Raw genomic sequence first — 19683 nt, forward strand, 5'->3', positions numbered from 1 at the left:
AACGATAGGTAATTTCACCGCCCGGCCATGTCTGCGCCACCCGGGCCGGGCATACTGCCCGCGTGCAGCCCCGTCACGGCTACCTCGACGCGCCCGCGCCGCTGGCGTTCGCCCACCGCGGCGGCGCGGCCGACGGCGACGAGAACACCGCCGCCGCGTTCGCCCGTGCCGTCGCCCTGGGTTACCGGTACGTGGAGACCGACGTGCACGCCACCGCCGACGGCGTACCGGTGGTCTTCCATGACCCGACGCTGCGCCGGGTCACCGGCGAGCCGGGTCGCATCGCGGATCTGCGCTGGGCCGACCTGGCCTCGGTACGCGTCGGCGGCGCCGCCCTGGTGCCCCGCCTGGACGAGGTGCTCGGCGCCTGGCCTCAGGTGCGGTTCAACATCGACGTGAAGTCCGACGGCGGCGTGGCGCCTACCGTCGCCACGGTCACCCGGGTCCGCGCGGGCGGGCGGGTGCTGCTCGCCTCGTTCAGCGACGCCCGGCTGGCCCGGCTGCGGACGCTGGCCGGGCCGAAGGTCGCCACCAGCCTCGGCATGCGCGGCGTGGCCCGGCTGCGGCTGGCCTCGCTGCACGGACGGCCGCTACGGCTGCCCCCGTCGGTGGTGGCCGCGCAGGTGCCCGTCGCCTTCGGGCGGGTGCCGGTGGCCGACCGGCGGTTCCTCGCGTACTGCCACCGGATCGGGTTGCAGGTGCACGTCTGGACGATCGACGATCCCGCCCAGATGCACCACTTACTTGATCTTGGTGTGGATGGCATCATGACCGATCACGTCAGCGTGCTCCGTGACGTCTATCGCAGTCGCGGCCACTGGGCCGCCTGAGCCCCCGAGGACGACCCCCGATGGCCGATACGGTCACCCCCGCCGTCGCCGACCCCGCCGGACCGGGCAGCACCCGCCGCGAGCGCACCGGCTGGTACTTCTACGACTGGGCGAACTCCGCGTTCCAGACCACAGTCATCACGGTCTTCCTCGGGCCGTTCCTCACCACGGTCACCGAACTCGCCGCCGGTTGCGAGCTGGGCGCGGACAGCTGCGACGGCGCGGTGTACCCGCTGGGCATCAAGGTCGCCGCCGGATCGTTCTACCCGTACCTGATCTCGCTGTCGGTCTTCCTCACCGTGTTCGTGCTGCCGGTGATCGGCGCGATCGCCGACCGGTCGGCGCACAAGAAGCGGCTGCTCGCCGCCGCGGCGTTCACCGGCGCCGGCGCGACAATCGCGTTCGCGTTCGTCACCGGCGAGCGCTACCTGCTCGGCGGCGCGCTGTTCCTGATCGCGAACATCTCCTTCGGCGCCGCCGTGGTCGTCTACAACTCGTTCCTGCCGCAACTCGGCGGTCCCGACGAGCGCGACGGCATCTCCAGCCGCGGCTGGGCCATCGGCTACCTCGGCGGCGGCCTGCTGCTCGCGCTGAACCTGGTCGCGGTCACCATGCTCAGCGAGGAGGGCAACGCCCAGCGCACGCTGGACCTGGCCCGCTGGTCGATCGTTTCCGCAGGCGTGTGGTGGGCCGCGTTCACCCTGGTGCCGCTGCGCTGGCTGCGGGAACACCCGACCGAGGCGGCCCGCCGGGGCGGCAGCGGCGTCAACGTGCTCACCGACGGGTTCCGGCAGCTCGGGCGCACCCTGCGGGAGATCAAGACGTACCCGCTGACGCTGTACTTCCTGCTCGCGTTCCTGGTCTTCAACGACGGCATCCAGACCGTCATCACCCTCGCCAGCCAGTACGGCACCGAGGAACTGCGGCTGGAGCAGAGCACGCTGATCGTGACGATCCTGCTGGTGCAGTTCCTCGCCTTCGGCGGCGCGCTCGCCCTCGGCGCGCTCGCCAAACGCATCGGTGCCTGGAAGACCGTGCTGCTGTCGCTGGTGCTCTGGACCGGTGTGATCATCGCCGCGTTCCGGCTGCCGGCCGAGGCGCCCGTGCCGTTCATGATCCTCGGCGGCTGCATCGGCCTGGTGCTCGGCGGCAGCCAGGCGCTGAGCCGGTCGCTGTTCAGCCAGCTCATCCCGGCCGGCAAGGAGGGCGAGTACTACGGCTTCTACGAGATCAGCGACAAGGGCACCAGCTGGCTCGGCCCGCTGGCGTTCGGCCTGGTCTTCCAGCTGACCTCGTCGTACCGGGTGGGCCTGGTGTCGCTGCTGATCTTCTTCGTGGTCGGCTTCGCGCTGCTGGCCGCCGTGCCGATGCGCCGGGCCATCATCGCCGCCGGGAACACCCCGCCCCGGGTGCTCTGACCCGCCGCGCCCCCGTGGATCATCGGGGGCCTGATCAGGCGGCGTCGATGGACTAGGCTGCCCCGACGTGACCGACGACGCCGCCCCCACCTGCCTGGCCCGCCCCCTGCCGGGGCCCGGCGACGACCGGGCCGCCGGCTGCGCCGCCGCCCGCGGCGTCGACGGCCGGCCGCTGCACGCCGCCGCGCTCAAGTTCTTCTGGGGGCCGATGGACTGCGGCAAGTCCACCATGGCGTTGCAGATGAACCACAACCACGCCCGGCAGGGCCGCCGCGGCCTGGTCACCACCCGCATCGACCGCTCGCTGGGCCCGCAGGTCACCACCCGCATCGGCCTGGCCCACGAGGCCGTCGAGGTCACCGACGACCTCGACCTGCGCGTCCTGGTCCGCGACGCGTGGGCCGAGGGGGTACGCGTGGACTACCTGATCTGCGACGAGGCCTCGTTCTACAACCTCGAACACATCGAGCAGATGGCCGAGCTGGTCGACCGGTTCGACGTCGACGTCTACGCCTTCGGCCTGGCGACCGACTTCCGCTCCTGCCTGTTCCCCGCGGCGCAGCGGCTGTTCGAACTGGCCGACGAGGTGGCCCGCATCCAGGTCGAGGTGCTGTGCTGGTGCGGCCGGGAAGGGCTGCTCAACGCCCGCGTGGTCGGCGGCCGGGTGGTCCGCGAGGGCGCGCAGGTCGTCATCGGCGACACCGTGGACACCGCCGACGTGCGCTATCAGGTGCTGTGCCGGCGCCACTACCGCTCCGGGGACCTCGGCCCGCGCGGCTGAGCGTCAGAACGGGTCTCCGCACACCCGCCAGCCGCCGCCCTCCGGCACCACAGGCAGCTCCCGCTCCTCGCTGCCGCCGCCGTCCCGGTTGATCCGCACGAGCACCGTGCCGCGCGGCCGGCCCGATCGGGTCGCCACCGACACGTCGACGATCTCGTAGCCGCTGACCTGCGGAGGCGTCCGAACCCAACTGCCGAAGCCCGACTTGCTCCACCTGCCCCGGGCCTCGGCGCACAGCCGCTCGTACGCCGCGTCGGTGTCACCGGCCGCGACGTCGCGGAAGAACCCGTCGGCGGTCTCCCGCACCGGCCCGTCGGCCTGGAACACCACCTGCGCGTTCCACGCCGCCAGCCCGGCCACCCCGATCAGGCAGGTGCCCACGCCGAGACCGGCGATCAGCACGCCCGCGCGTAGCGGGCGGCGACGCCGGGCCGTGTGGTGCCACTCCCGCTGCCTGCCCATCACTGTCGACGGTAGGCAACCGGACGGTGACGCGCAGCCGGTTGCGACGCGCGCTCGTACCGGACAGCAAACGGCGGGCATCGGCGGCAGACTGTCCGCATGACAGCTCATGCCGACATCGCCATGATCAGTATCGACAGCTCCGACCCGGCCGCGCACGCCGCCTTCTACGCCAAGGCGCTGGGATGGGAGATAACCCACAGCGAGGCCGAGTACGCCATGATCGTCAAGGACGGCCCGGCGATCGGGTTCGGCCTGGTGCCCGGCTACACGCCGCCGGCGTGGCCGGACGAGAGCGGCGACAAGCGTTACCACCTGGACCTCTACGTCGACGACGTGGCGGTCGCGGAGAAGGACCTGGTGGCGGCCGGCGCGACCCGGCCCGAGTTCCAGCCCGGCGGCGAGCGGTGGACCGTGCTGCTCGACCCGATCGGGCAGCCGTTCTGCCTCTGCCCCCGCCCCCAGGGCTGACCGGTCGGCGCAGCGGGCCGCAGTGCTCCGCGGCCCGCTGCGCGGCTGGTGGCGATCAGCCGCGGCGGCGGGCCCGCGCCGCCCAGATCGCGTACGCCGGATCTCGGTCCAGGTTGTGCCGGTCCCGGTCGTAGCGGCGGGTGGTACGCGGATCGGCGTGCCCCATCGCGTCCTGCACGTCCTCCAGCGGCACCCCCTCGGAGCGGGCCGTGGTGGCGAACGCGTGACGCAGCGAGTGCGGCGACAACTTCGCCCACGCGGCGATCCCGGCCCGCTGCGCGAGGCGGCGCACCAGCCGGAACACGGCGTGCCGGTCCAACCGGCCGCCGGTGGCGGTGACCAGCAGCGGACCGGTCAGCTCCGGCACCGTGACACCCTGCGCGGCGGCCCGTACGGCCAGGTAGGCGTCGACCGCGTACGCGGTGCCCGGGGTGAGCGCGCGCCGGCGTACCTTGCCGCCCTTGCCGACGAAGCGGATGCTGCGGTGACCGCGTTCCGTGCCCAGGTCGGACACGTCCAGCGCGACCAGTTCCCCCACCCGCAGCCCCAGGTCGGCAAGCAGCGCGACGGCGGCCCGGTTGCGGGCGGCGGCCGGGCCGGTGTCGGCCTCGGCGGCGGCGATCAGCGCGTCGACCTCGTCGGGGGTCAGGCCGACGGTGGCGGAGTGGTCCCGGTCGACGCGCGGCCGGTCCGCCGCCGACACCGGGTTGGCGGGCACCGCGCCCAGCTTGACCAGGAAGTCGTACCAGCTCGACAGCGCGGACAGCCGCCGCGCGACGGTGGCCGGGGTGAGCGGACGGCCGGCGCGGCCGCGGGGTGTGGACTCCAGTTCCCGGCCGTAGGTGTTGACGTCGAGGAAGGTGGCCCGCAGCGGGTCGACTGCCTGCTCGGCGCACCAGGTCAGCCAGCCGGTGACGTCGCGGCGGTACGCGTCGCGGGTGTGCTCGGACAGCCGCCGGTTGCGCAGCCACGCCTCGGTGACGTCGGCCGGGCCGGCGGGCAGGGCGGCGGGGCGGGCGCGGGGCAGCACCTCGGGGCGAAGCATGTGAGAAAGGTTCTCAGCCGGCGGGGTGTTTGGCGACGAGGCGCGCTGACCGCCGGTACGCCGAAGGGGGTCGGCCGGCGCTCCGGCCTCCCCCGCTTCGGGCGTGACGTGCTCAGGCGGTGGTGAGCTGACGGTGGCCGTTGCTCTCGGCGGGCGTGCTCACAGTGATCCGGCGCGGCTTGGCGCGCTCGGCGATCGGGATGCGCAGCGTCAGCACGCCGTTGTCGTAGCCGGCCTCCAGCCGGTCGGTGTCGAGCGTGTCGCCCAGGAACAGCTGCCGGGTGAACGTGCCCATCGGACGCTCGGCGGCGACCAGCTCCACGTTCTCGCCGGTGGGACGGCGCCGCTCGGCGCGGACGGTCAGCACGTTGCGCTCGACGGTGCAGTCGATGCTGTCCGGGTCCACGCCGGGCAGGTCGAACGCCGCGTAGAAGTGGTCACCGTCGCGGTACGCGTCGAGGTGCATCACGGCGGGCCGGGCGGTGGTGCCGAAGAACTGCTCGGCGATCCGGTCGATCTCGCGGAACGGGTCGGTACGCATCAACATGACTCTTGCCTCCTCGGTTCTCCTGACCCAAGGTCTCAAGTTGAGTCCGGGTGACTCAAGTTCCTGGTTCTGTTTTAGCGCGCCTGCGCCGCGTCGTCAACTCGTCCCGCGAGCGCCTTCTCGAACCAGTGCTGGGCGTACGGGCCGCTGGTGAACGCGGGGATCTCCCGGTAGCCGTGCCGGGCGTACAGGGCCCGTGCCTCGACCAGGTCCGAGCGGGTGTCCAGCCGGATCCGCGTCGCCCCGCCCCCGGTCGCGTACACCTCGATCGCGGCGATCAGCGCCGCCCCGCCCCCGGCGCCCCGGTGCTCCGGGCGCACGTACACCCGGGTCAGCTCGGCCCATCCCGGCTGCCACCTCAGCCCGGCGCACCCGGCGAGCCGGCCGTCGTGGCGGGCGAGCACCAGCAGCCCGGTGGGAGGGGCCAGGTCGTCGCTCGGGTCCTCGGCCAGCGCGGCGTCCACCTCGCCGGGCCGCTCCGGACGGCCGTACCAGCGGCGCACCATCTCCGCCATGTACTCGCGCAGCATCAGCGCCGCGTCCGGCCCGTCCGGGCGCACGACCTGCGTGCTCCAGCCCGTCACGGGCCGGTCCGCCAGTAGACGCCCTGCTCGCGGGTGAGCAGCATGTCGTCGATCAGGTAGCGGCGCAGCGTCACGTGGTCGGCGTCGCCGCCCTCGCACCAGCGGCGCAGCGCGTCGTCCACCTCCCGTTCCGGGTAGCGCCGCCCGGGTTCGAAGGTGCGTTCGGTGATGTGCTCCAGCAGCACGCGGCGGCGCCCCCGCTGCGCGGGCAGCCGGGTCAGCGCGCCGTCGCGCAGGAACGTGCGCAGGATCGTCTCGCGCGGGTTCGCGGCCGGCGCCGCCGGGGATGCCGCACCGGCCCGCGCGAACTCGCGCAGCCGCCCGGCGTCGACCCGCAGCCCGTCCCCGTCGTCGGTGAGCACCCCGGCGTCGGTGAGACGGCGGACGGCCACTGCGGCGTCGCGGGCGGGCAGGCCGGTACGGGCCACCACGGCCGGCACGTCCCGGGCGCCGAGCACGATCGCGGCGAACACGGTCCGGCGGCGCTCGTCGGCGAGCGCCCCGGCGAGGGCTTGAGCGGTCATGGCGGGCAGCCTGTCAGCAACCCGCCGGATCCGGCGAGGCGTTTTCCGGCCGCCGCTCCCCGGGTCGCCACGGCGGACGGCGGCCCGGCCGGTCCCCGACACCGACCGGCGCGACCGGTGCGTCCCGGCAGGTCAGGCCGCGAAGTCCACCTCGGCGGCCTCGACGGTGCCGGCGGTGCGCCCCGGAGCGGTCTGAAAACTCCAGTAGAGGTTGGTGTGGGCGATCACCTGCGCGGGCGGCGGCGCGCCGTAGGCGGACAGGTCCTCGGTGGTGTGCGCGTCGGCGACGAGCGTGGCGTCGTAGCCGCGGGTGAACGCCCCGTGCAGCGTCGACCTGATGCACGCGTCGGTCTGCGCGCCGGTCACGACCAGCCGGCCCACCCCGGCGGCGGCGAGCACCGGCTCCAGGTCGGTGTCCTCGAAGGAGTCGCCGTACGCCTTGTGCACGAGCGGCTCGTCGTCGCGGCGCGACAGCTCCGGCACGATCCGCCACTGCTCACTGTCGGGCGGCAGGTCGTCGCTGCGGTGCTGCACCCACACCACCGGGACGGCGGCGTCGCGGGCACGGTCGACCAGACCGGCGATGGTGGCGACCACGCGGTCACGGTCGTGGGCGCCGCCCACCACACCGTTCTGCACGTCGACGACGAGCAACGCGGTGTGCGGACGGCCGGTGAGCGTGGTCATGGCGACTCCTCGGGTGGTGACGGTCCCGGTCAACCTAGCCCCGGCCCCCGACACTCCCGGGCCGCGCTCACAGCCGCCGGTGCATCACGTGCAGCCCGACCCGTCCCCGCTCCGGGTGCGCGAACGCCTCCGGCACGGTGCCGATCACCGTGAAGCCGAGCTGACGGTACAGCTCCACCGCCGCCGTGTTGGTCTCCACCACGGCGTTGAACTGCATCGCGGCGAAACCCTGCCGCCGGGCCCAGTCCAGCGCCTCCTCGCACAGCGCCCGGCCCACACCCCGGCCCCGGGCGTCCGCCGCGACCATGAAGCTCGCCGTCGCCACGTGCGACCCCGGCCCGGGCCGGTTCGGGCCCATCTTCGCGGTGCCGCGCACCGCGCCGTCGCGGTCCACCGCGACCGAGTTACGCCCCGGCGGGCGCTCCACCCACACCTCGCGCACTGTCTCCGGCGGCCACCGCGGGTCGTACGGGAACGTGTCGGCGGCGGTGATGACCTCGGCGAGGATCGGCCGGACCTGGGCCCAGTCGGCGTCGGTGTAGTCACGAATCAGCATCGGCGCGCACGCTAGCCGCCGCCCCGGCCGTCCGGCCACCGGTTTCCGTCCACCCGGCCGAGGGCGGCGGGGCATCGGCGGACCACCCGCCGGGGCCATCATGGACGGGTGGCCGAATCAGTCGCCGACATCGATCGGAGCGAGGCCGCCGCATCCGGTGGCCCGCCGCCCGCCGGTCCGCGTACCGCCGCGCCACTGGTGGTGGGCACGGTCCTCACCGTCGTGCTGCTGTCGCTGGCCGGCCGCTACGGCTACCACCGCGACGAGCTGTACTTCCTGCTGTGCGGCCGGCAGCTCGACTGGGGCTACGTCGACCAGGGGCCTCTCGTGCCGGCCCTGGCGCGGCTGGCCGACACGATCGCGCCGGGCAACCTGGTGGTGCTGCGTACCCCGTCGGCGTTCCTCGGCGGCGCGGCGGTGGTCCTGGTCGCCGCGATCGCCCGGCAGTTCGGCGCCGGCCGCGTCGCCCAGACGGCCGCGGCGGTGCTCGCCGCCGCCTCGGGCATCGTGCTGGCCGGCGGTCACCTGCTCAGCACCACGAGCGTCGACCTGCTGGTGTGGCTGGCCGCCGCGCTGTGCGTGGTGCGGATGCTGCGCACCGGCGACACCCGGTGGGCGCTCGGCGCCGGGCTCGCGCTCGGCGTCGGCCTGCTCAACAAGCCGCTGCCCGCGCTGCTCGGCGTGGGCCTGGTCGCGGGTCTGCTGATCGCCGGGCCGCGCCGGCTGCTGCGGGACCGGTGGGTGCTCGCCGGTGCGGGAATCGCCGCGCTGCTCGCCGTGCCGTACGCGGTGTGGCAGGCCGCGCACGGCTTCCCGCAGCTCGACGTCGCCGCGTCGATCGCCGAGGGCGACAGCTCCTACAGCGGCCGGATCGACGCGGTGGTGCTCCAGTTCCTGATCATCAGCCCGTTCGCGGTCCCGGTGTGGGTAGCCGGGCTGGTGGCGCTGCTGCGCCGGCCGTCCTGGGCGGCGTACCGGTCGCTGGCCTGGGCGTGGCTGGTGGTGGTCGCGATCGTGGTGGTGGCCGGTGGCAAGGGCTACTACGACGCGCCGCTGCTGCTGGTGCTCACCGCCGCCGGGGTGGTGCCGGTCGTCGCGTGGGCGCGGCGGGGCGCGGCCCGGGGCCGGCAGGCGCTGCTGGTCACAGCCGCCGTGCTGATGGCGGCGAGCAGCGCGGTGCTGCTGCTGCCCACGCTGCCGGCCGACCGGCTGCCCGGGTTCGTGGTCGCTGTCAACTACGACGCGGGCGAGACCATCGGCTGGCCCGAGTTCGCCGACTCGGTGGCCGCCGTGCACCGCGCGCTGCCGCCGGCCGAGCGCGACCGGGCCGTGGTGCTGACCGGTAACTACGGCGAGGCCGGGGCGCTGGCCCGCTACGGTCCGGCCCGGGGCCTGCCCCGCGCGTACTCCGGGCACAACAGCATGGCCACGTTCGGCCGGCCGCCCGACGACGCCGACGTGGTGATCGTCGTCGGCTGGTCCCGGCCGGAGCCGCTGCGTGCCTGGTTCACCGAGGTCACCGAGGTGGGCCGGGTCGACCAGCGGGCCGACGTCGACAACGACGAGAACGGCGAGCCGATCTTCCTCGCCCGGGGCCTGCGGCGTCCGTGGTCACAGATCTGGGACACCGAGGTACGCCACGGCTCCTGAGATACTTGCCGCCATGCTCTGGGGAGTCAGCGGGCCGATCTTCCTCCTCGACTACCTCGGCGCGGTCGCCGTGGCAGTCGTGATCGCCGTGGCGGTACGCGAACTGACCGGCCGCCGTACCCGCGGTGCGACACCCGACCGGGTCGAGATGGCGTACCTGACCGACCGGGCGCTGCTGGCCTGCCAGGTCGGGGTGGCCGCGCTGCGCCGCGCGGGCGGGGTCGACGTCGGCGAACTCGCCACCCTGCACGCGCAGGGGCCGCCCCCGGCCGGTTCGCCCGCGCTGGTGCGCGCCCTGCACACCGCGCTGCGCCGCCCGCAGACCTGGGCGGCGGTGCTCGCCGATCCCGCAGTGGGCCGGGCGCTGCGCCGTACGGTCGGGCGGCTGGTCCGCGACGGTTGGCTGCTCACCCCCGGGCAGCGGCGGCGGATCGCGCTGGGCACGGTGCCGCTGTTCGCGGTCGCCGCGGTCGGACTGACCCGGCTGGTGGACAGCGCGGTCGAGGGGCGCTCGGCGGGCGGTCCGGCCTCGGTCGCCGGGCTGCTGCTGTGCTGTCTGGCCACCGCGCTGGGTGGCTGGTGGCTGACCGAGGTGCCGGAGACCGGCGCCGCCGCCCGCCGGTTGCTGCGGCGGCTGCGCCGCGAGCACGCCGACCTGGACCCGGAGCGCCGCCCGGTCTGGCAGGGCCGGGACACCGACACGCTGCTGACCGGGATGGCCCTGTTCGGCCCCCGGCCGCTGCTCGCCGTGGACCCGGCGTTCGCCGTGCAGGTGGGCGTCGACCCGGAACGGGACCGCCCGCGCCCCGACCGCAAACCCGCCCGCCGCTGACCAGACCTCTCATTTCGGGTCGATCATGAGGTTGACGGCGTTCCGTGTCCGGTTTGCCCGGCACAACGTCATGATCGACGGAGGGCAGGCAGGCCGGGGCGCAGGCCGGGTTTCCTTGTCTTGAGCGCCGGGAAGGCTCGGGCATGGCCGAGACATTCGTGAGCGAAGACCTGAAGACACTGCAGGCGATTGCGCGCGGGGCCGGGATACAGGAGGTCGACCGCCTGTCGCCGGACCAACTGGTCGAGGCGCTGCGCCGCGCCGGGGTGACCGACGGTACGCAGGACCAGTGGCCGCCCCAGCCGATCGAGGACCCGGCCCACCTCGCGGGGCTGCCCCGCAGCTCGCTGAAGCAGGGCGACGAGAGCACCGGCGGCCGGGCCGCCGAGGAGTCGATCGGCGCCATGCCCGGCGAGTCCGGCACGGAGATCAACGACCGCACCGAACGCTGACCGTACGCGAGGAAAGGGCCGCCCCCGGTGTTCCCGGGGGCGGTCCTCCACGCTCGACCGGACGCGGTCAGTGCATGCCGGCGGCGGCAGCCGCCTCCTCGCGGGCCCGGCGCTCGTCGCCGCTGAGCGTGTTCAGCGGCTTCTCCTTGATGAACAGCACGACGATCAGGGCGAGCAGCGCGAACGGCGCGCCGATGAGGAACATCTCCGACGTGGCGATGCCGTAGACGTCCTGCACGATCCGCAGCACCGGCTCCGGCAGGGCGGACAGGTCCGGCACCTCGGCCGAACCGCCGCCGGCCGCGATCGGCCCCAGCCGCTCCACGGTCAGCGAGGTCACCCGGTTCGCCAGGACCGCGCCGAGCGCGCTCACGCCGACCGCGCCGCCCATGCTGCGGAAGAACGTCAGCACCGAGGTGGCCGCGCCGAGTTCGGCGGCCGGCACGTCGTTCTGCGCGGCCAGCACCAGGTTCTGCAGGAGCATGCCCACGCCGACACCCAGCACCGCCATGTACACCGACAGCACCGGCACGCTCGTCTTCGCGTCGATGGTGCTCAGCAGCAGCATGCCGACCGTCATCACCGCGGCGCCGGCGACCAGGAACATCTTCCAGCGGCCGTACTTGGTGATCAGCTGACCCGCCACCGTCGAGGAGACCAGCAGGCCGAGGACCATCGGCAGGCTCATCAGGCCGGCCGCGGTCGGCGACTTGCCCAGCGAGGTCTGGAAGTACTGCGACAGGAACACGGTGCCGCCGAACATCGCCACGCCCACGAGGATGCTCGCGATCGTGGTGAGACTGACGGTGCGGTTACGGAAGATGCCGAGCGGGATGATCGGCTCCTCGGTGCGGGACTCGACGAACACGGCGAGCGCGAGCAGCGCCAGCCCGCCGCCGACCAGCAGCGCGGTCCAGCCGGACGCCCAGTCGAACTTGTTGCCCGCCAGCGACGACCAGATCAGCAGCGTGGACACGCCCGAGGTGATCAGGAGGGCGCCGAGCCAGTCGATGCGGACCTTGCGGCGCACCACCGGCAGGTGCAGCGTCTTCTGCAGCAGGGCGATGGACAGCAGGCTGAACGGCACACCGATCAGGAAGCACCAGCGCCAGCCGAGCCAGGACGTGTCGACCAGGACGCCGCCGATCAGCGGGCCGGCGATGGTGCCGACACCGAACACGGCGCCGAAGATGCCGGCGTACCGGCCCAGCTCACGCGGCGGGATCATGGCCGCCATGACGATCGTGGCGAGCGCTGTCATGCCGCCCGCGCCGATGCCCTGGATGACCCGGCTGAGCAGCAGCACCTCGACGTTCGGGGTGAACCCGGCGACGAGCGAACCGGCCACGAACAGGCCGAGGGACAGCTGGATGAGCAGCTTCTTGCTGTAGAGGTCGGCCATCTTGCCCCACAGCGGCACCGTCGCGGTCATCGCGAGAAGCTCGCTGGTGACGATCCAGGTGTAGACGGTCTGGCTGCCGTCGAGGTCGGCGATGATCCGGGGCAGCGCGTTCGCCACCACCGTCGAGGCGAGGATCGCCACGAACATGCCGACCATCAGGCCGGACAACGCCTGGAGGACCTCCCGGCGTGACATCCGCGTACCCGTCTCGGCGGGCGGAACAGTGGCGGTGGTCATCGAACTCCTTGTCGTGTGCACGGGCGAGCGGCCGCGCGGACGGCGGCGGCCGGTAGGAACGGCTCAGGCCGAGGCGTACGGATCGGGCAGGCCGGCGGCGACGGCGGCGAACGCCTCGGCGGTCAGTTCGCGCAGCGTCGTCGTGTCGGGTCGCTCAACCCACTGCATGAGGGCCGTGCGGAAGACCGCGCCGGCGACAGTGGTGACGAGCGTCGGGTGCCCGTGGCACGGGTCGACGCCCAGCCGGGCGGCCACCGCCGCGACGATCACCTGCTCGGTCTCGGCGTTGCCGCTGATCAAACGCGGAAGAAGCGACGGGTTCGCCGCGATCACCCGCAGCCGCAGCAGCCACACCTCGCGGTCGGCCTCGACGGCCTCGACCACGTCGTCGAAGGCCAGCCGCAGCGCGTCGAACGCGGACAGCTCCGGCGGGGCGGCGACGATGCGCGCGGCAAGCACCTCGCGGTCGGTCGGCTGGTCGCCGAGCAGCGCCTCGTCCTTGCTGGGGAAGTAGTTGAAGAAGGTGCGGGCCGACACCTCGGCGGCCTCGCTGATCTCCTCCACCGTCACCTGGTCCAGGCCGCGTTCGGCGACCAGGCGCAGCGCGGCGGCGCTGAGGGCGGCGCGGGTCTGGCGCTTCTTGCGGTCACGCAGGCCGGGGCGGCTCTGATCCGGGGTCACGCGACGACACTACGAGCGATCTTGCAGACAGTGCAAACTTTTAGTGAGTGAAGTGACGGGCGCCGCACCGCACCGGCGCCGGAAAACGGGTTGAGAGCGGTTCCGGACGTCCCGTACGTTTCCCGCACTCCTGTCGCAGCGAAGAAGGACGACTCCGCGTGACCCCTCCTGCTCTCTAGAACCTGACACGTTCCCCACGCCTGTAGCCGGCCGTTGCGCGCCGGCTCCCCGGGCTGCCCTCGCGCGCCCGGCCACAGCGTCCGAGGCCGCGCGTGATCGGCCTCGCGTCAGGTCTTCAGAGATCAGGTCTCCATGTCATCCCAACCGCATATCGTGCTGCCCTGGGTCGTACGCCGGACCCGCCTTCCGCTGCTGTCGCTGCGCTGCGCCGTCTGCCGGGCGGAGTCGGCCACCGCCGCCAAGGGCCGGTTCCGCGTCAACGCCAACGGCAAGCTGCTGGACGTGTGGCTGCTCGTCCGGTGCGTGTCCTGCGACCGCACCGTCAAGCTCACCGTCCGCGAGCGGGCGACCGTCAGCTCGTTCGATCCCGCCGAGCTGCACGGCCACCACGTCAACGATCCCGCCCTGGTGGCGGCCACACTGCTGGATCCGGCGTTCGCCCGGCGCTGCCGCTTCACCCTGGACTGGACGGACGCGTGGACGCTGGACGCGCCCACGGTGCCGCTGGACCGGTGGCCGGTCCAGGTGGACGTCACCTTCGATGATCCGGTGCCGGTACGCCCGGACCGGCTCATCGCTCGCCGGTTCGGCCTCACCCGGTCCGAGGTGCTGCGCCGGGTCAAGTGCGACATCCCGCTGAAGCGTCCGACGAGCACCGCCTTCACCTTCACCGTGCTGGCGGAGGACTGACCGGGGCGTGGTCGCGGCGGCACCCGGCCGCCGCGACCACGCATCACCCGCCGCTCGCCGTGGCGAGCTCGGCCTCGATCAGATCGGCGGCCCGGTCGGCGCCGCCGGCGGCGCGGGCCTGCCGCTTCAGCTCGGCACTACGCGCCACCACGGCGGGGTCCGCGGTGAGGGCGAGCAGCGTCTCGCGCAGCTCCGCGGCGGTGACGGTGGCCGAGTCGACGACCCGGGCGACGCCGAGGGATGCCAGCTGCTCGGCGTTCGCGAACTGGTCGGCCGCCTGCGGTACGGCGATCATCGGCGTCCCGCAGTAGAGACCTTCGCTGCTGCCGCCCATGCCGGCATGGGTGACGAAGGCGTCCGCCTGATCCAGTACGGCCAGCTGCGGCACCCACCGGTGCACCTCGACGCTGTCCGGAACGGGGCCGAGCTCGGCGGGATCGACGTGCTTGCCGATCTGGAGAACCGTGTGCCAGCCGGGCAGGTCACCGAACGCGGCGATGCAACGGCGGTAGAACTCGGGCTGCCGGGTGAAGGCGGAGCCGAGCGAGACGAGCAGCACCTTGTCTGCGCGCTCCGGTCGTACCCAGGAGCCCTGGTCGGAGCGGTCGCCCAGGACCGGGCCGACGAAGCTGTAGACCGACCGGTCCACGCGGTCGGCGTTCGGCTGGAGCGCCTCCGGCGGCAGGACGAGGCTGCGCACCGGCCGCCCCTGGAACGCCATGCTGTCGGTGACCGACGAACCCTCAGCGGTCAGCCACGCCGTGAACCGCTGGTAGTAGTCGGCGCCGCGCGGATCTGCCCGCATCGCCTCCACGGCGGGTGCCATCTCCTGCTCGTAGCCGTCCCAGGCGACGAACGTCGAGGACAGCTGGACGGCCGGAATCCCCCACTGCTCGCCGAGCAGCCGCGCCGGCGCGCCGGCGATGTCGTAGAGGAACAGGTCCGGCCGGTCGTCGGCGTAGGCGGTCCGTAGCTGCGGCAGCATGGCGACGGCGTCGTCGAGGAAGAGCGTGAGCTGCGCGATCGGGTCGTCGATGCCGGCGCCGCCGTCGGCGGGCAGCGTCGAGGCGTACGGCTTCAGCTCCGCGCCGGTGGCCCGGACGACCTCGGCGAAGGCGGGATCGTTGGCGTAGGTGACCCGGTGGCCGCGCCGCACGAGGGTACTGATGATCTCCAGGCTCGGGTTGACGTGGCCGTGGAACGGAATGCTGACCATGGCGATGTGCGGCAAGTGATCTCCTGATCTCCACTGAGACGAGACGTCCCGTCTCGTGTGCCAAAGAAAAGCACGAGGCGACCGCACCCGTCAAGACGGTACGTCTCGTCTCGCTGTAGGCTGTCGCTGTGACTCCGCAGCCCACCCGCCGCAACGAGCAGTCCCGCCGCGCGATCCTCGCCGCCGCGCTGGAGCTGCTGGCCGAGACCGGCTATCCGGCCCTGACCGTCGAGGCGATCGCCGCCCGCGCCGGAGTCGGCAAGCAGACCATCTACCGCTGGTGGCGCGGCAAGGGCGCGGTCATCCTGGACGCGCTCGCCGACGACATGCCGGAGGTCATCGCCCTGCCCGACACCGGTGACCTGCGGACCGATCTCCGTGAGGTGCTCCGGGCCACTGTCGCCGAGTTCGCCGATCCGCGGCTGTCCGCGACCACCCGTGCCGTCACCATCGAGACTCTCGCCGACGAGGAGCTGGCCGACCAGGCGCGCGACCGGCTGCTCCGCCCCCAGCTGAACGCCGTCCGCGTACGCCTGGAGGCCGCCCGCGAGGCCGGCCAGGTACGCCCCGACGCTCCCCTGGACCAGGTGGTGGAGTTGCTGTTCGGTCCGCTCTACCACCGCTGGCTGCTGCGCAACGGCCCGCTGACCGACGACTACGCCGACGGCATCGTCGACCTGGTCGTCGCCGCCGTCACCCCGTCAACGAGCGCCCGCGGCTAGCCAGTCGTCGAAGCTGGTCGGCGCGATGCGTGCGCCGTCGCCCGGCAGCAGCACGTTGCCGGACATCGAGGTGCCGAACACGCCCGACCACGTCGGAACAAGCCGGATCCGGCGGCCCCGCGCCTCGTGGGTGCGCCGGGCCATGTCGACGAGATCCTCCGTCGCGGGTCCGGCGATGTCGGCGTGGTGTCCCTGCGGTTCGCCGACGGCGACCTCGGCGAGGATGTCGGCGACGTCCCGGGGTGCGATCGGCTGCACCAGCAGCGGTGCGACGGTGGCGACGCCGTCGCGTTCGGTCCAGCCGGTGACCATGGCGGCGAAGTCGTGGAACTGGGTGGCCGGGACGATCGTCCACGGCACCGGCCCGCCTTCGACCAGTCGCTCCTGTTCCCGCTTGCCCGCGTAGTGGGCGTTGTCGTCGACCCGGTGGATGCCGACGATCGACAGCAGCACGTGGTGCCGTACGCCGGCGCGTCGCTCGGCCGCCAGCAGGTTGCGCGTGAGGCCGCCGAGGTACGCCACCGTCTCGGAACGATCGCCTGCCGCCACGTTCGTCGTGTCGACGACCGCCTCCACGCCGGCGAGCGCCTCGTCCAGCCCGGTGCCCGTCGTCAGATCCACGCCCACCGAGCGGCTGATGCGCACGACGTCGTGGCCCTGCCGCTCCAACACGGCGACGGTCAGTGCCCCGATCCGGCCCGTCGCTCCCGCAACCGCGATCCGCATCGCCATCGGCCTCCTCTCGGATGCGTCCGCCTCACCGTAGTCGGCGAAACGGGCCGAGGCGCTCCCGCATCGCGTGCGCGCACATAACTGTCATTATGGTGCACCACCTATTTGACCCATTTGACCGTTCGTATTAGGCAATTGATGTTACCGGTAATCCGGTAATTAGCGTCGGCGAAGTCCTCGGCGAGCCGGACGGTGGCAGCTCCCGCACTGCTCGACAATCCACGTGTGACGAAGACTTTCCTCGCGCGACAGATGGCCGGCTTGCCTCCCGCGCTGCACTACTACGTGGTGTACGACGGTGTCGGCGCGCCGGAAGGGCTGTTGGTCGAGGAGTTCCTGCTCGCGGCGGACCACTCCTCCGCCGGGCTGGTGAGCGGTGGCTGGACTCGTCCCGAGGGCCGCTGGCACGAGGCGTCGGCCACCAGCCGGTGCCTACGCGTGGACGCCGCGTTGCGCAAGCGGGTGACGCCCGTCGGCCGGTCCGCGGCGGCGGCGCTCTATCGGGACCTCTGCGGTGAGGATCTGCCGGACGAAGGCGCGCTGCGGGAGTGCTTCGGCACCCCTCCGGCTCCGCCGCCGTCCCCCTTGCGGTTGAACGACTCCGGGCCCCGGCCAGGGTTCCGCGAGACGCGCGTCTACCGGATCCTGTTCGCCGGCGAGTTGAGCCCGGACGGTCTCGCGGCACTCAGCGAGGCCTGGCAGATGCCGATCACCGGCGACCCGGCGGATCCCGAGACGCGCATCCTGGGCGCGGTACGCCGTCAGGTCTCCGGCGACGCCTTCCGCTGGGATCTGCGCCGGGTCGCCGCAGGTGCCGCCTGGGCACTGGACGTGACCTGCGACCTTCTCGGGGAACGCGACGAAGCGGCCGGTGTGCTGCTGCACGGTCTGACGACGCAGGTGCGCCGGCAGGGGATGGTTCCCGTCACGGTCGACCGGTTCCGCTGACGCCCCGCCGGTGAGCACAACGGCCGCGCGCCCTACCTCGCGAACGGCCTGATCACCTCGAAGGGCTCGGGGAACCGCACGGGGATCCGGGTCTCCTCACTCTTACGGTCGAGGAACGCCTTCGTCACGGCGAACCTGTCGAAGATTGCCGGCAGCGGGCGCAGCCTGCGGTCCAGCGACACGAAGAAGTTGTCCCAGTGGATCGGCACGATGAGGCCGGGCCGCGTCGCTTCCACCACGTGCCGCCAGTAGTCGCTCTGGAACCGCTGCGGCTGAACCCCCAGGGCGCCGATCGCGAGGTAGAGGACGTCGACGTCGAGTCCGTCGAACTTGCCCGGCACGAAGTTGGCACTCGGATGGATCAGCAGTGAGCCGCCGGGGTGGGTGATGAGGAAGGACAAGCACCCGCCGTCGCGGTAACTGCTCGCCCGTACCGGCGGGACCAGCGGCTCCTCGATCGTGCCCGGAAACCTGTTGTCCGGGCTGTGGACGCCGGCGAGCACGCGCACGGTGAACGCGCCGATCCTGTGCTCGTCGCCGTCCGCGATGCACGTCATCGACTCCTCGGCGAGACCCGCGCCGCGTCCCATGTTGAGAGTCGACGCGGAGCCGAACAGCCGTCCCCCGAGATGCTTGACGACCTCGGGGGCATCCATGGCGTGGTCGTAGTGGGAGTGGGAGACGAAGAGGGCGTCGAGAAGGGTGACGCCGGCTCGGGAGAGAGCGCGGGTGATCCGCCCGAGGTCGGGGGCGACGCGGCCCAGTGCGACGCGGAGCAGTGAGGGCCTGCTCAGGAAGCCGTCGATCAGGATGCCGGACGTCCCGTCGGACAGGTAGACGGTCGTGGTGCCGAAGAAGACGGCTTCGACAGACGCCCCGCTGGAGCCCATGCGCAGATGGTAGTGCGCCCATGGGCTCCAGCGGCGGTACCGCGGAGGCGGAGGATCAGCGCGCCGAACTCGCCGGGGAGTCGGCGCCGTCGAGCGCCCCGGCGCCCCGGGTGCTGCGCAGGCTCCACCCGATCGACACCGCGATCGTCACCACGATCACGCCGAGGGTGACCGGGATGGGCAGCTTGCCGACCGGCGTCTCCGAGAGGATCAACTTGACGCCCGCGAAGGCGAGCAGGACGGCCAGGCCGTAGTGCAGGTGCACGAAGCGGCGCAGCAGCCCCGCGAGGCAGAAGTAGAGGCTGCGCAGGCCGAGGATGGCGAAGGCGTTGGCGGTCCAGACGATGAACGTGCTGGTGGTGATGGCCAGGATCGCGGCGACACTGTCGACGGCGAAGATCAGATCGGTGGCCTCGACCGCGATCAGGACCACGAACAGCAGAGTCGCCACCCGCTTGCCGTCGACCCGGGTGAAGAACCTGTCGCCGTGATAGGCCGGGTCGGTCGGCATGACCTTGCGGACCAGCCGGACGACGGGGTTGCGGTCCGGCGGGGTCTGCTCGTCGTGGCGGAACGCCATCTTGTATCCGGTGTAGACGAGGAACGCGCCGAACACGTACGCGGTCCAGAAGAACGTCTCGAGCAGCTCGGCGCCGACGAAGATGAAGACCAGCCGGAAGACCAGGGCGCCGATGACACCCCAGAACAGCACCTTGTGCTGGAACGCGGCCGGCACGGCGAAGTAGGTGAAGATCAGCGCGAAGACGAAGACGTTGTCGATCGACAGCGCCTTCTCGATCAGGTAGCCGGCGTAGTAGGTGCCGGCCACGTCACCGCCCTGCCAGGCCCAGAGGACGACACCGAAGAGCAGGCCGGCGGCGATCCAGATGCCGGACCAGACCGCTGCCTCACGGAAGCCGATGACGTGGTTGTCGCGGTGCAGGAACAGATCGACGGCGAGCATCGCCGCGATCGCCAGCATCAGTACGGCCCAGATCCACCAGGACACGGACATGACGAAGGGGACCTTTCGCCCGGGGCCGGCACACCCGAGGTGTTCCGGCGCTGCTGGACGAAGGTCTCCCCGGGCCACCCGTAGCGGTGGCTGCACCGCCGGGATCCGGATGGGCCGGGCCCGTACTGACG

23 protein-coding genes are annotated in these 19683 nt (G+C 72.6%); 10 read left to right on the plus strand and 13 right to left on the minus strand.

Features of this window, described 5'->3' with window-relative positions; genetic code table 11:
• Window positions 1-62: 62 nt before the first annotated feature.
• The 3 genes from BFV98_RS04345 to BFV98_RS04355 all read left to right on the plus strand — a co-directional run bounded on the left by BFV98_RS04345 (window position 63) and on the right by BFV98_RS04355 (window position 3029).
• Entirely contained in the window at window positions 63-830 is a 768-nt protein-coding gene (locus tag BFV98_RS04345) for a glycerophosphodiester phosphodiesterase family protein (protein WP_071095013.1), read from the plus strand.
• A gap of 20 nt (window positions 831-850) precedes the next feature.
• A complete protein-coding gene (locus tag BFV98_RS04350; RefSeq protein WP_013286330.1) occupies window positions 851-2248 on the plus strand; it encodes an MFS transporter in 1398 nt (465 codons plus the stop codon).
• Window positions 2249-2342: 94 nt separating this feature from the next.
• Window positions 2343-3029: a thymidine kinase gene (locus BFV98_RS04355; RefSeq protein ID WP_369830071.1), complete on the plus strand. Its 687-nt coding sequence runs from the start codon at window positions 2343-2345 to the stop codon at window positions 3027-3029.
• 3 nt (window positions 3030-3032) lie between these two features.
• Here BFV98_RS04355 and BFV98_RS04360 read toward each other — a convergent pair whose 3' ends face one another.
• Complete coding sequence (locus tag BFV98_RS04360) at window positions 3033-3491, minus strand: hypothetical protein (RefSeq protein ID WP_013286328.1); 459 nt, start codon at window positions 3489-3491, stop codon at window positions 3033-3035.
• A gap of 99 nt (window positions 3492-3590) precedes the next feature.
• Here BFV98_RS04360 and BFV98_RS04365 point away from each other — a divergent pair, with 99 nt between their 5' ends.
• Window positions 3591-3962 carry a VOC family protein gene (locus BFV98_RS04365; RefSeq protein ID WP_013286327.1) on the plus strand — a complete coding sequence of 124 codons (372 nt, stop codon included), beginning with the start codon at window positions 3591-3593 and terminating at the stop codon, window positions 3960-3962.
• A gap of 55 nt (window positions 3963-4017) precedes the next feature.
• Here the strand turns inward: BFV98_RS04365 and BFV98_RS04370 are convergent, their stop codons facing one another.
• The 6 genes from BFV98_RS04370 to BFV98_RS04395 form a co-directional block, all read right to left on the minus strand.
• Window positions 4018-5007: a tyrosine-type recombinase/integrase gene (locus BFV98_RS04370; protein ID WP_013286326.1), complete on the minus strand. Its 990-nt coding sequence runs from the start codon at window positions 5005-5007 to the stop codon at window positions 4018-4020.
• 112 nt (window positions 5008-5119) lie between these two features.
• Window positions 5120-5554: an Hsp20/alpha crystallin family protein gene (locus tag BFV98_RS04375; protein ID WP_013286325.1), complete on the minus strand. Its 435-nt coding sequence runs from the start codon at window positions 5552-5554 to the stop codon at window positions 5120-5122.
• Between the two features lie 74 nt (window positions 5555-5628).
• On the minus strand, window positions 5629-6138 hold the full coding sequence (locus BFV98_RS04380) for a GNAT family N-acetyltransferase (RefSeq protein ID WP_255367997.1): 510 nt from the start codon (window positions 6136-6138) through the stop codon (window positions 5629-5631).
• Entirely contained in the window at window positions 6135-6662 is a 528-nt protein-coding gene (locus BFV98_RS04385) for a DUF2087 domain-containing protein (protein ID WP_013286323.1), read from the minus strand. Before BFV98_RS04385 ends, BFV98_RS04380 begins: the two co-directional genes overlap by 4 nt.
• Before the next feature lie 132 nt (window positions 6663-6794).
• The gene (locus BFV98_RS04390; protein ID WP_013286322.1) at window positions 6795-7349 is read right to left on the minus strand and encodes an isochorismatase family protein; all 555 of its coding nucleotides are present in this window, start codon (window positions 7347-7349) and stop codon (window positions 6795-6797) included.
• Between the two features lie 67 nt (window positions 7350-7416).
• Window positions 7417-7905: a GNAT family N-acetyltransferase gene (locus BFV98_RS04395; RefSeq protein WP_071095016.1), complete on the minus strand. Its 489-nt coding sequence runs from the start codon at window positions 7903-7905 to the stop codon at window positions 7417-7419.
• A gap of 108 nt (window positions 7906-8013) precedes the next feature.
• Here BFV98_RS04395 and BFV98_RS04400 point away from each other — a divergent pair, with 108 nt between their 5' ends.
• The 3 genes from BFV98_RS04400 to BFV98_RS04410 all read left to right on the plus strand — a co-directional run bounded on the left by BFV98_RS04400 (window position 8014) and on the right by BFV98_RS04410 (window position 10839).
• A complete protein-coding gene (locus BFV98_RS04400) occupies window positions 8014-9555 on the plus strand; it encodes a glycosyltransferase family 39 protein (RefSeq protein ID WP_071095018.1) in 1542 nt (513 codons plus the stop codon).
• A gap of 13 nt (window positions 9556-9568) precedes the next feature.
• On the plus strand, window positions 9569-10387 hold the full coding sequence (locus tag BFV98_RS04405; RefSeq protein WP_071095020.1) for a TIGR04222 domain-containing membrane protein: 819 nt from the start codon (window positions 9569-9571) through the stop codon (window positions 10385-10387).
• Between the two features lie 143 nt (window positions 10388-10530).
• Complete coding sequence (locus BFV98_RS04410; RefSeq protein ID WP_013286318.1) at window positions 10531-10839, plus strand: hypothetical protein; 309 nt, start codon at window positions 10531-10533, stop codon at window positions 10837-10839.
• Between the two features lie 67 nt (window positions 10840-10906).
• On the opposite strand, the gene BFV98_RS04415 is transcribed toward BFV98_RS04410, so the two are convergent.
• The gene (locus tag BFV98_RS04415; RefSeq protein ID WP_047894033.1) at window positions 10907-12478 is read right to left on the minus strand and encodes an MDR family MFS transporter; all 1572 of its coding nucleotides are present in this window, start codon (window positions 12476-12478) and stop codon (window positions 10907-10909) included.
• A gap of 63 nt (window positions 12479-12541) precedes the next feature.
• Window positions 12542-13159, minus strand: coding sequence for a TetR family transcriptional regulator (locus tag BFV98_RS04420; protein ID WP_071095022.1), 618 nt, complete (start codon window positions 13157-13159; stop codon window positions 12542-12544).
• Between the two features lie 333 nt (window positions 13160-13492).
• Here BFV98_RS04420 and BFV98_RS04425 point away from each other — a divergent pair, with 333 nt between their 5' ends.
• Entirely contained in the window at window positions 13493-14029 is a 537-nt protein-coding gene (locus BFV98_RS04425) for a DUF1062 domain-containing protein (protein WP_244879607.1), read from the plus strand.
• A gap of 43 nt (window positions 14030-14072) precedes the next feature.
• Here BFV98_RS04425 and BFV98_RS04430 read toward each other — a convergent pair whose 3' ends face one another.
• The gene (locus BFV98_RS04430; RefSeq protein ID WP_071098746.1) at window positions 14073-15245 is read right to left on the minus strand and encodes a macrolide family glycosyltransferase; all 1173 of its coding nucleotides are present in this window, start codon (window positions 15243-15245) and stop codon (window positions 14073-14075) included.
• Window positions 15246-15373: 128 nt separating this feature from the next.
• Here BFV98_RS04430 and BFV98_RS04435 point away from each other — a divergent pair, with 128 nt between their 5' ends.
• Window positions 15374-15967, plus strand: coding sequence for a TetR/AcrR family transcriptional regulator (locus BFV98_RS04435; protein ID WP_071095024.1), 594 nt, complete (start codon window positions 15374-15376; stop codon window positions 15965-15967).
• Here the strand turns inward: BFV98_RS04435 and BFV98_RS04440 are convergent.
• Window positions 15947-16693 carry an SDR family oxidoreductase gene (locus BFV98_RS04440; RefSeq protein WP_071098748.1) on the minus strand — a complete coding sequence of 249 codons (747 nt, stop codon included), beginning with the start codon at window positions 16691-16693 and terminating at the stop codon, window positions 15947-15949. The genes BFV98_RS04435 and BFV98_RS04440 overlap by 21 nt on opposite strands.
• A gap of 231 nt (window positions 16694-16924) precedes the next feature.
• Between BFV98_RS04440 and BFV98_RS04445 the strand changes: the two genes are divergently transcribed.
• Window positions 16925-17647, plus strand: coding sequence for a hypothetical protein (locus BFV98_RS04445; protein WP_255367999.1), 723 nt, complete (start codon window positions 16925-16927; stop codon window positions 17645-17647).
• A gap of 32 nt (window positions 17648-17679) precedes the next feature.
• On the opposite strand, the gene BFV98_RS04450 is transcribed toward BFV98_RS04445, so the two are convergent.
• Together BFV98_RS04450 and BFV98_RS04455 are read right to left on the minus strand one after the other, a co-directional pair.
• Window positions 17680-18537 (minus strand): MBL fold metallo-hydrolase, encoded by an 858-nt coding sequence (locus BFV98_RS04450; RefSeq protein ID WP_013286310.1) that lies wholly within the window; start codon window positions 18535-18537, stop codon window positions 17680-17682.
• Window positions 18538-18592: 55 nt separating this feature from the next.
• Window positions 18593-19552 carry a TerC family protein gene (locus tag BFV98_RS04455; protein WP_030272281.1) on the minus strand — a complete coding sequence of 320 codons (960 nt, stop codon included), beginning with the start codon at window positions 19550-19552 and terminating at the stop codon, window positions 18593-18595.
• Between the last annotated feature and the right edge of the window lie 131 nt (window positions 19553-19683).

The organism is Micromonospora sp. WMMB235 (assembly GCF_001855515.1).
In the GTDB taxonomy this organism is placed as follows: Bacteria; Actinomycetota; Actinomycetes; order Mycobacteriales; family Micromonosporaceae; genus Micromonospora; species Micromonospora aurantiaca.

Bases quoted from the DNA above. Each gene is read 5' to 3' on its own strand.
- BFV98_RS04350 (WP_013286330.1), top strand. From the start codon at position 851: ATGGCCGATACGGTCACCCCCGCCGTCGCCGACCCCGCCGGACCGGGC.
- BFV98_RS04360 (WP_013286328.1), bottom strand. From the start codon at position 3,491: ATGGGCAGGCAGCGGGAGTGGCACCACACGGCCCGGCGTCGCCGCCCG.
- BFV98_RS04365 (WP_013286327.1), top strand. From the start codon at position 3,591: ATGACAGCTCATGCCGACATCGCCATGATCAGTATCGACAGCTCCGAC.
- BFV98_RS04370 (WP_013286326.1), bottom strand. From the start codon at position 5,007: ATGCTTCGCCCCGAGGTGCTGCCCCGCGCCCGCCCCGCCGCCCTGCCC.
- BFV98_RS04375 (WP_013286325.1), bottom strand. From the start codon at position 5,554: ATGTTGATGCGTACCGACCCGTTCCGCGAGATCGACCGGATCGCCGAG.
- BFV98_RS04385 (WP_013286323.1), bottom strand. From the start codon at position 6,662: ATGACCGCTCAAGCCCTCGCCGGGGCGCTCGCCGACGAGCGCCGCCGG.
- BFV98_RS04390 (WP_013286322.1), bottom strand. From the start codon at position 7,349: ATGACCACGCTCACCGGCCGTCCGCACACCGCGTTGCTCGTCGTCGAC.
- BFV98_RS04395 (WP_071095016.1), bottom strand. From the start codon at position 7,905: ATGCTGATTCGTGACTACACCGACGCCGACTGGGCCCAGGTCCGGCCG.
- BFV98_RS04405 (WP_071095020.1), top strand. From the start codon at position 9,569: ATGCTCTGGGGAGTCAGCGGGCCGATCTTCCTCCTCGACTACCTCGGC.
- BFV98_RS04410 (WP_013286318.1), top strand. From the start codon at position 10,531: ATGGCCGAGACATTCGTGAGCGAAGACCTGAAGACACTGCAGGCGATT.
- BFV98_RS04415 (WP_047894033.1), bottom strand. From the start codon at position 12,478: ATGACCACCGCCACTGTTCCGCCCGCCGAGACGGGTACGCGGATGTCA.
- BFV98_RS04430 (WP_071098746.1), bottom strand. From the start codon at position 15,245: ATGGTCAGCATTCCGTTCCACGGCCACGTCAACCCGAGCCTGGAGATC.
- BFV98_RS04440 (WP_071098748.1), bottom strand. From the start codon at position 16,693: ATGCGGATCGCGGTTGCGGGAGCGACGGGCCGGATCGGGGCACTGACC.
- BFV98_RS04450 (WP_013286310.1), bottom strand. From the start codon at position 18,537: ATGGGCTCCAGCGGGGCGTCTGTCGAAGCCGTCTTCTTCGGCACCACG.
- BFV98_RS04455 (WP_030272281.1), bottom strand. From the start codon at position 19,552: ATGTCCGTGTCCTGGTGGATCTGGGCCGTACTGATGCTGGCGATCGCG.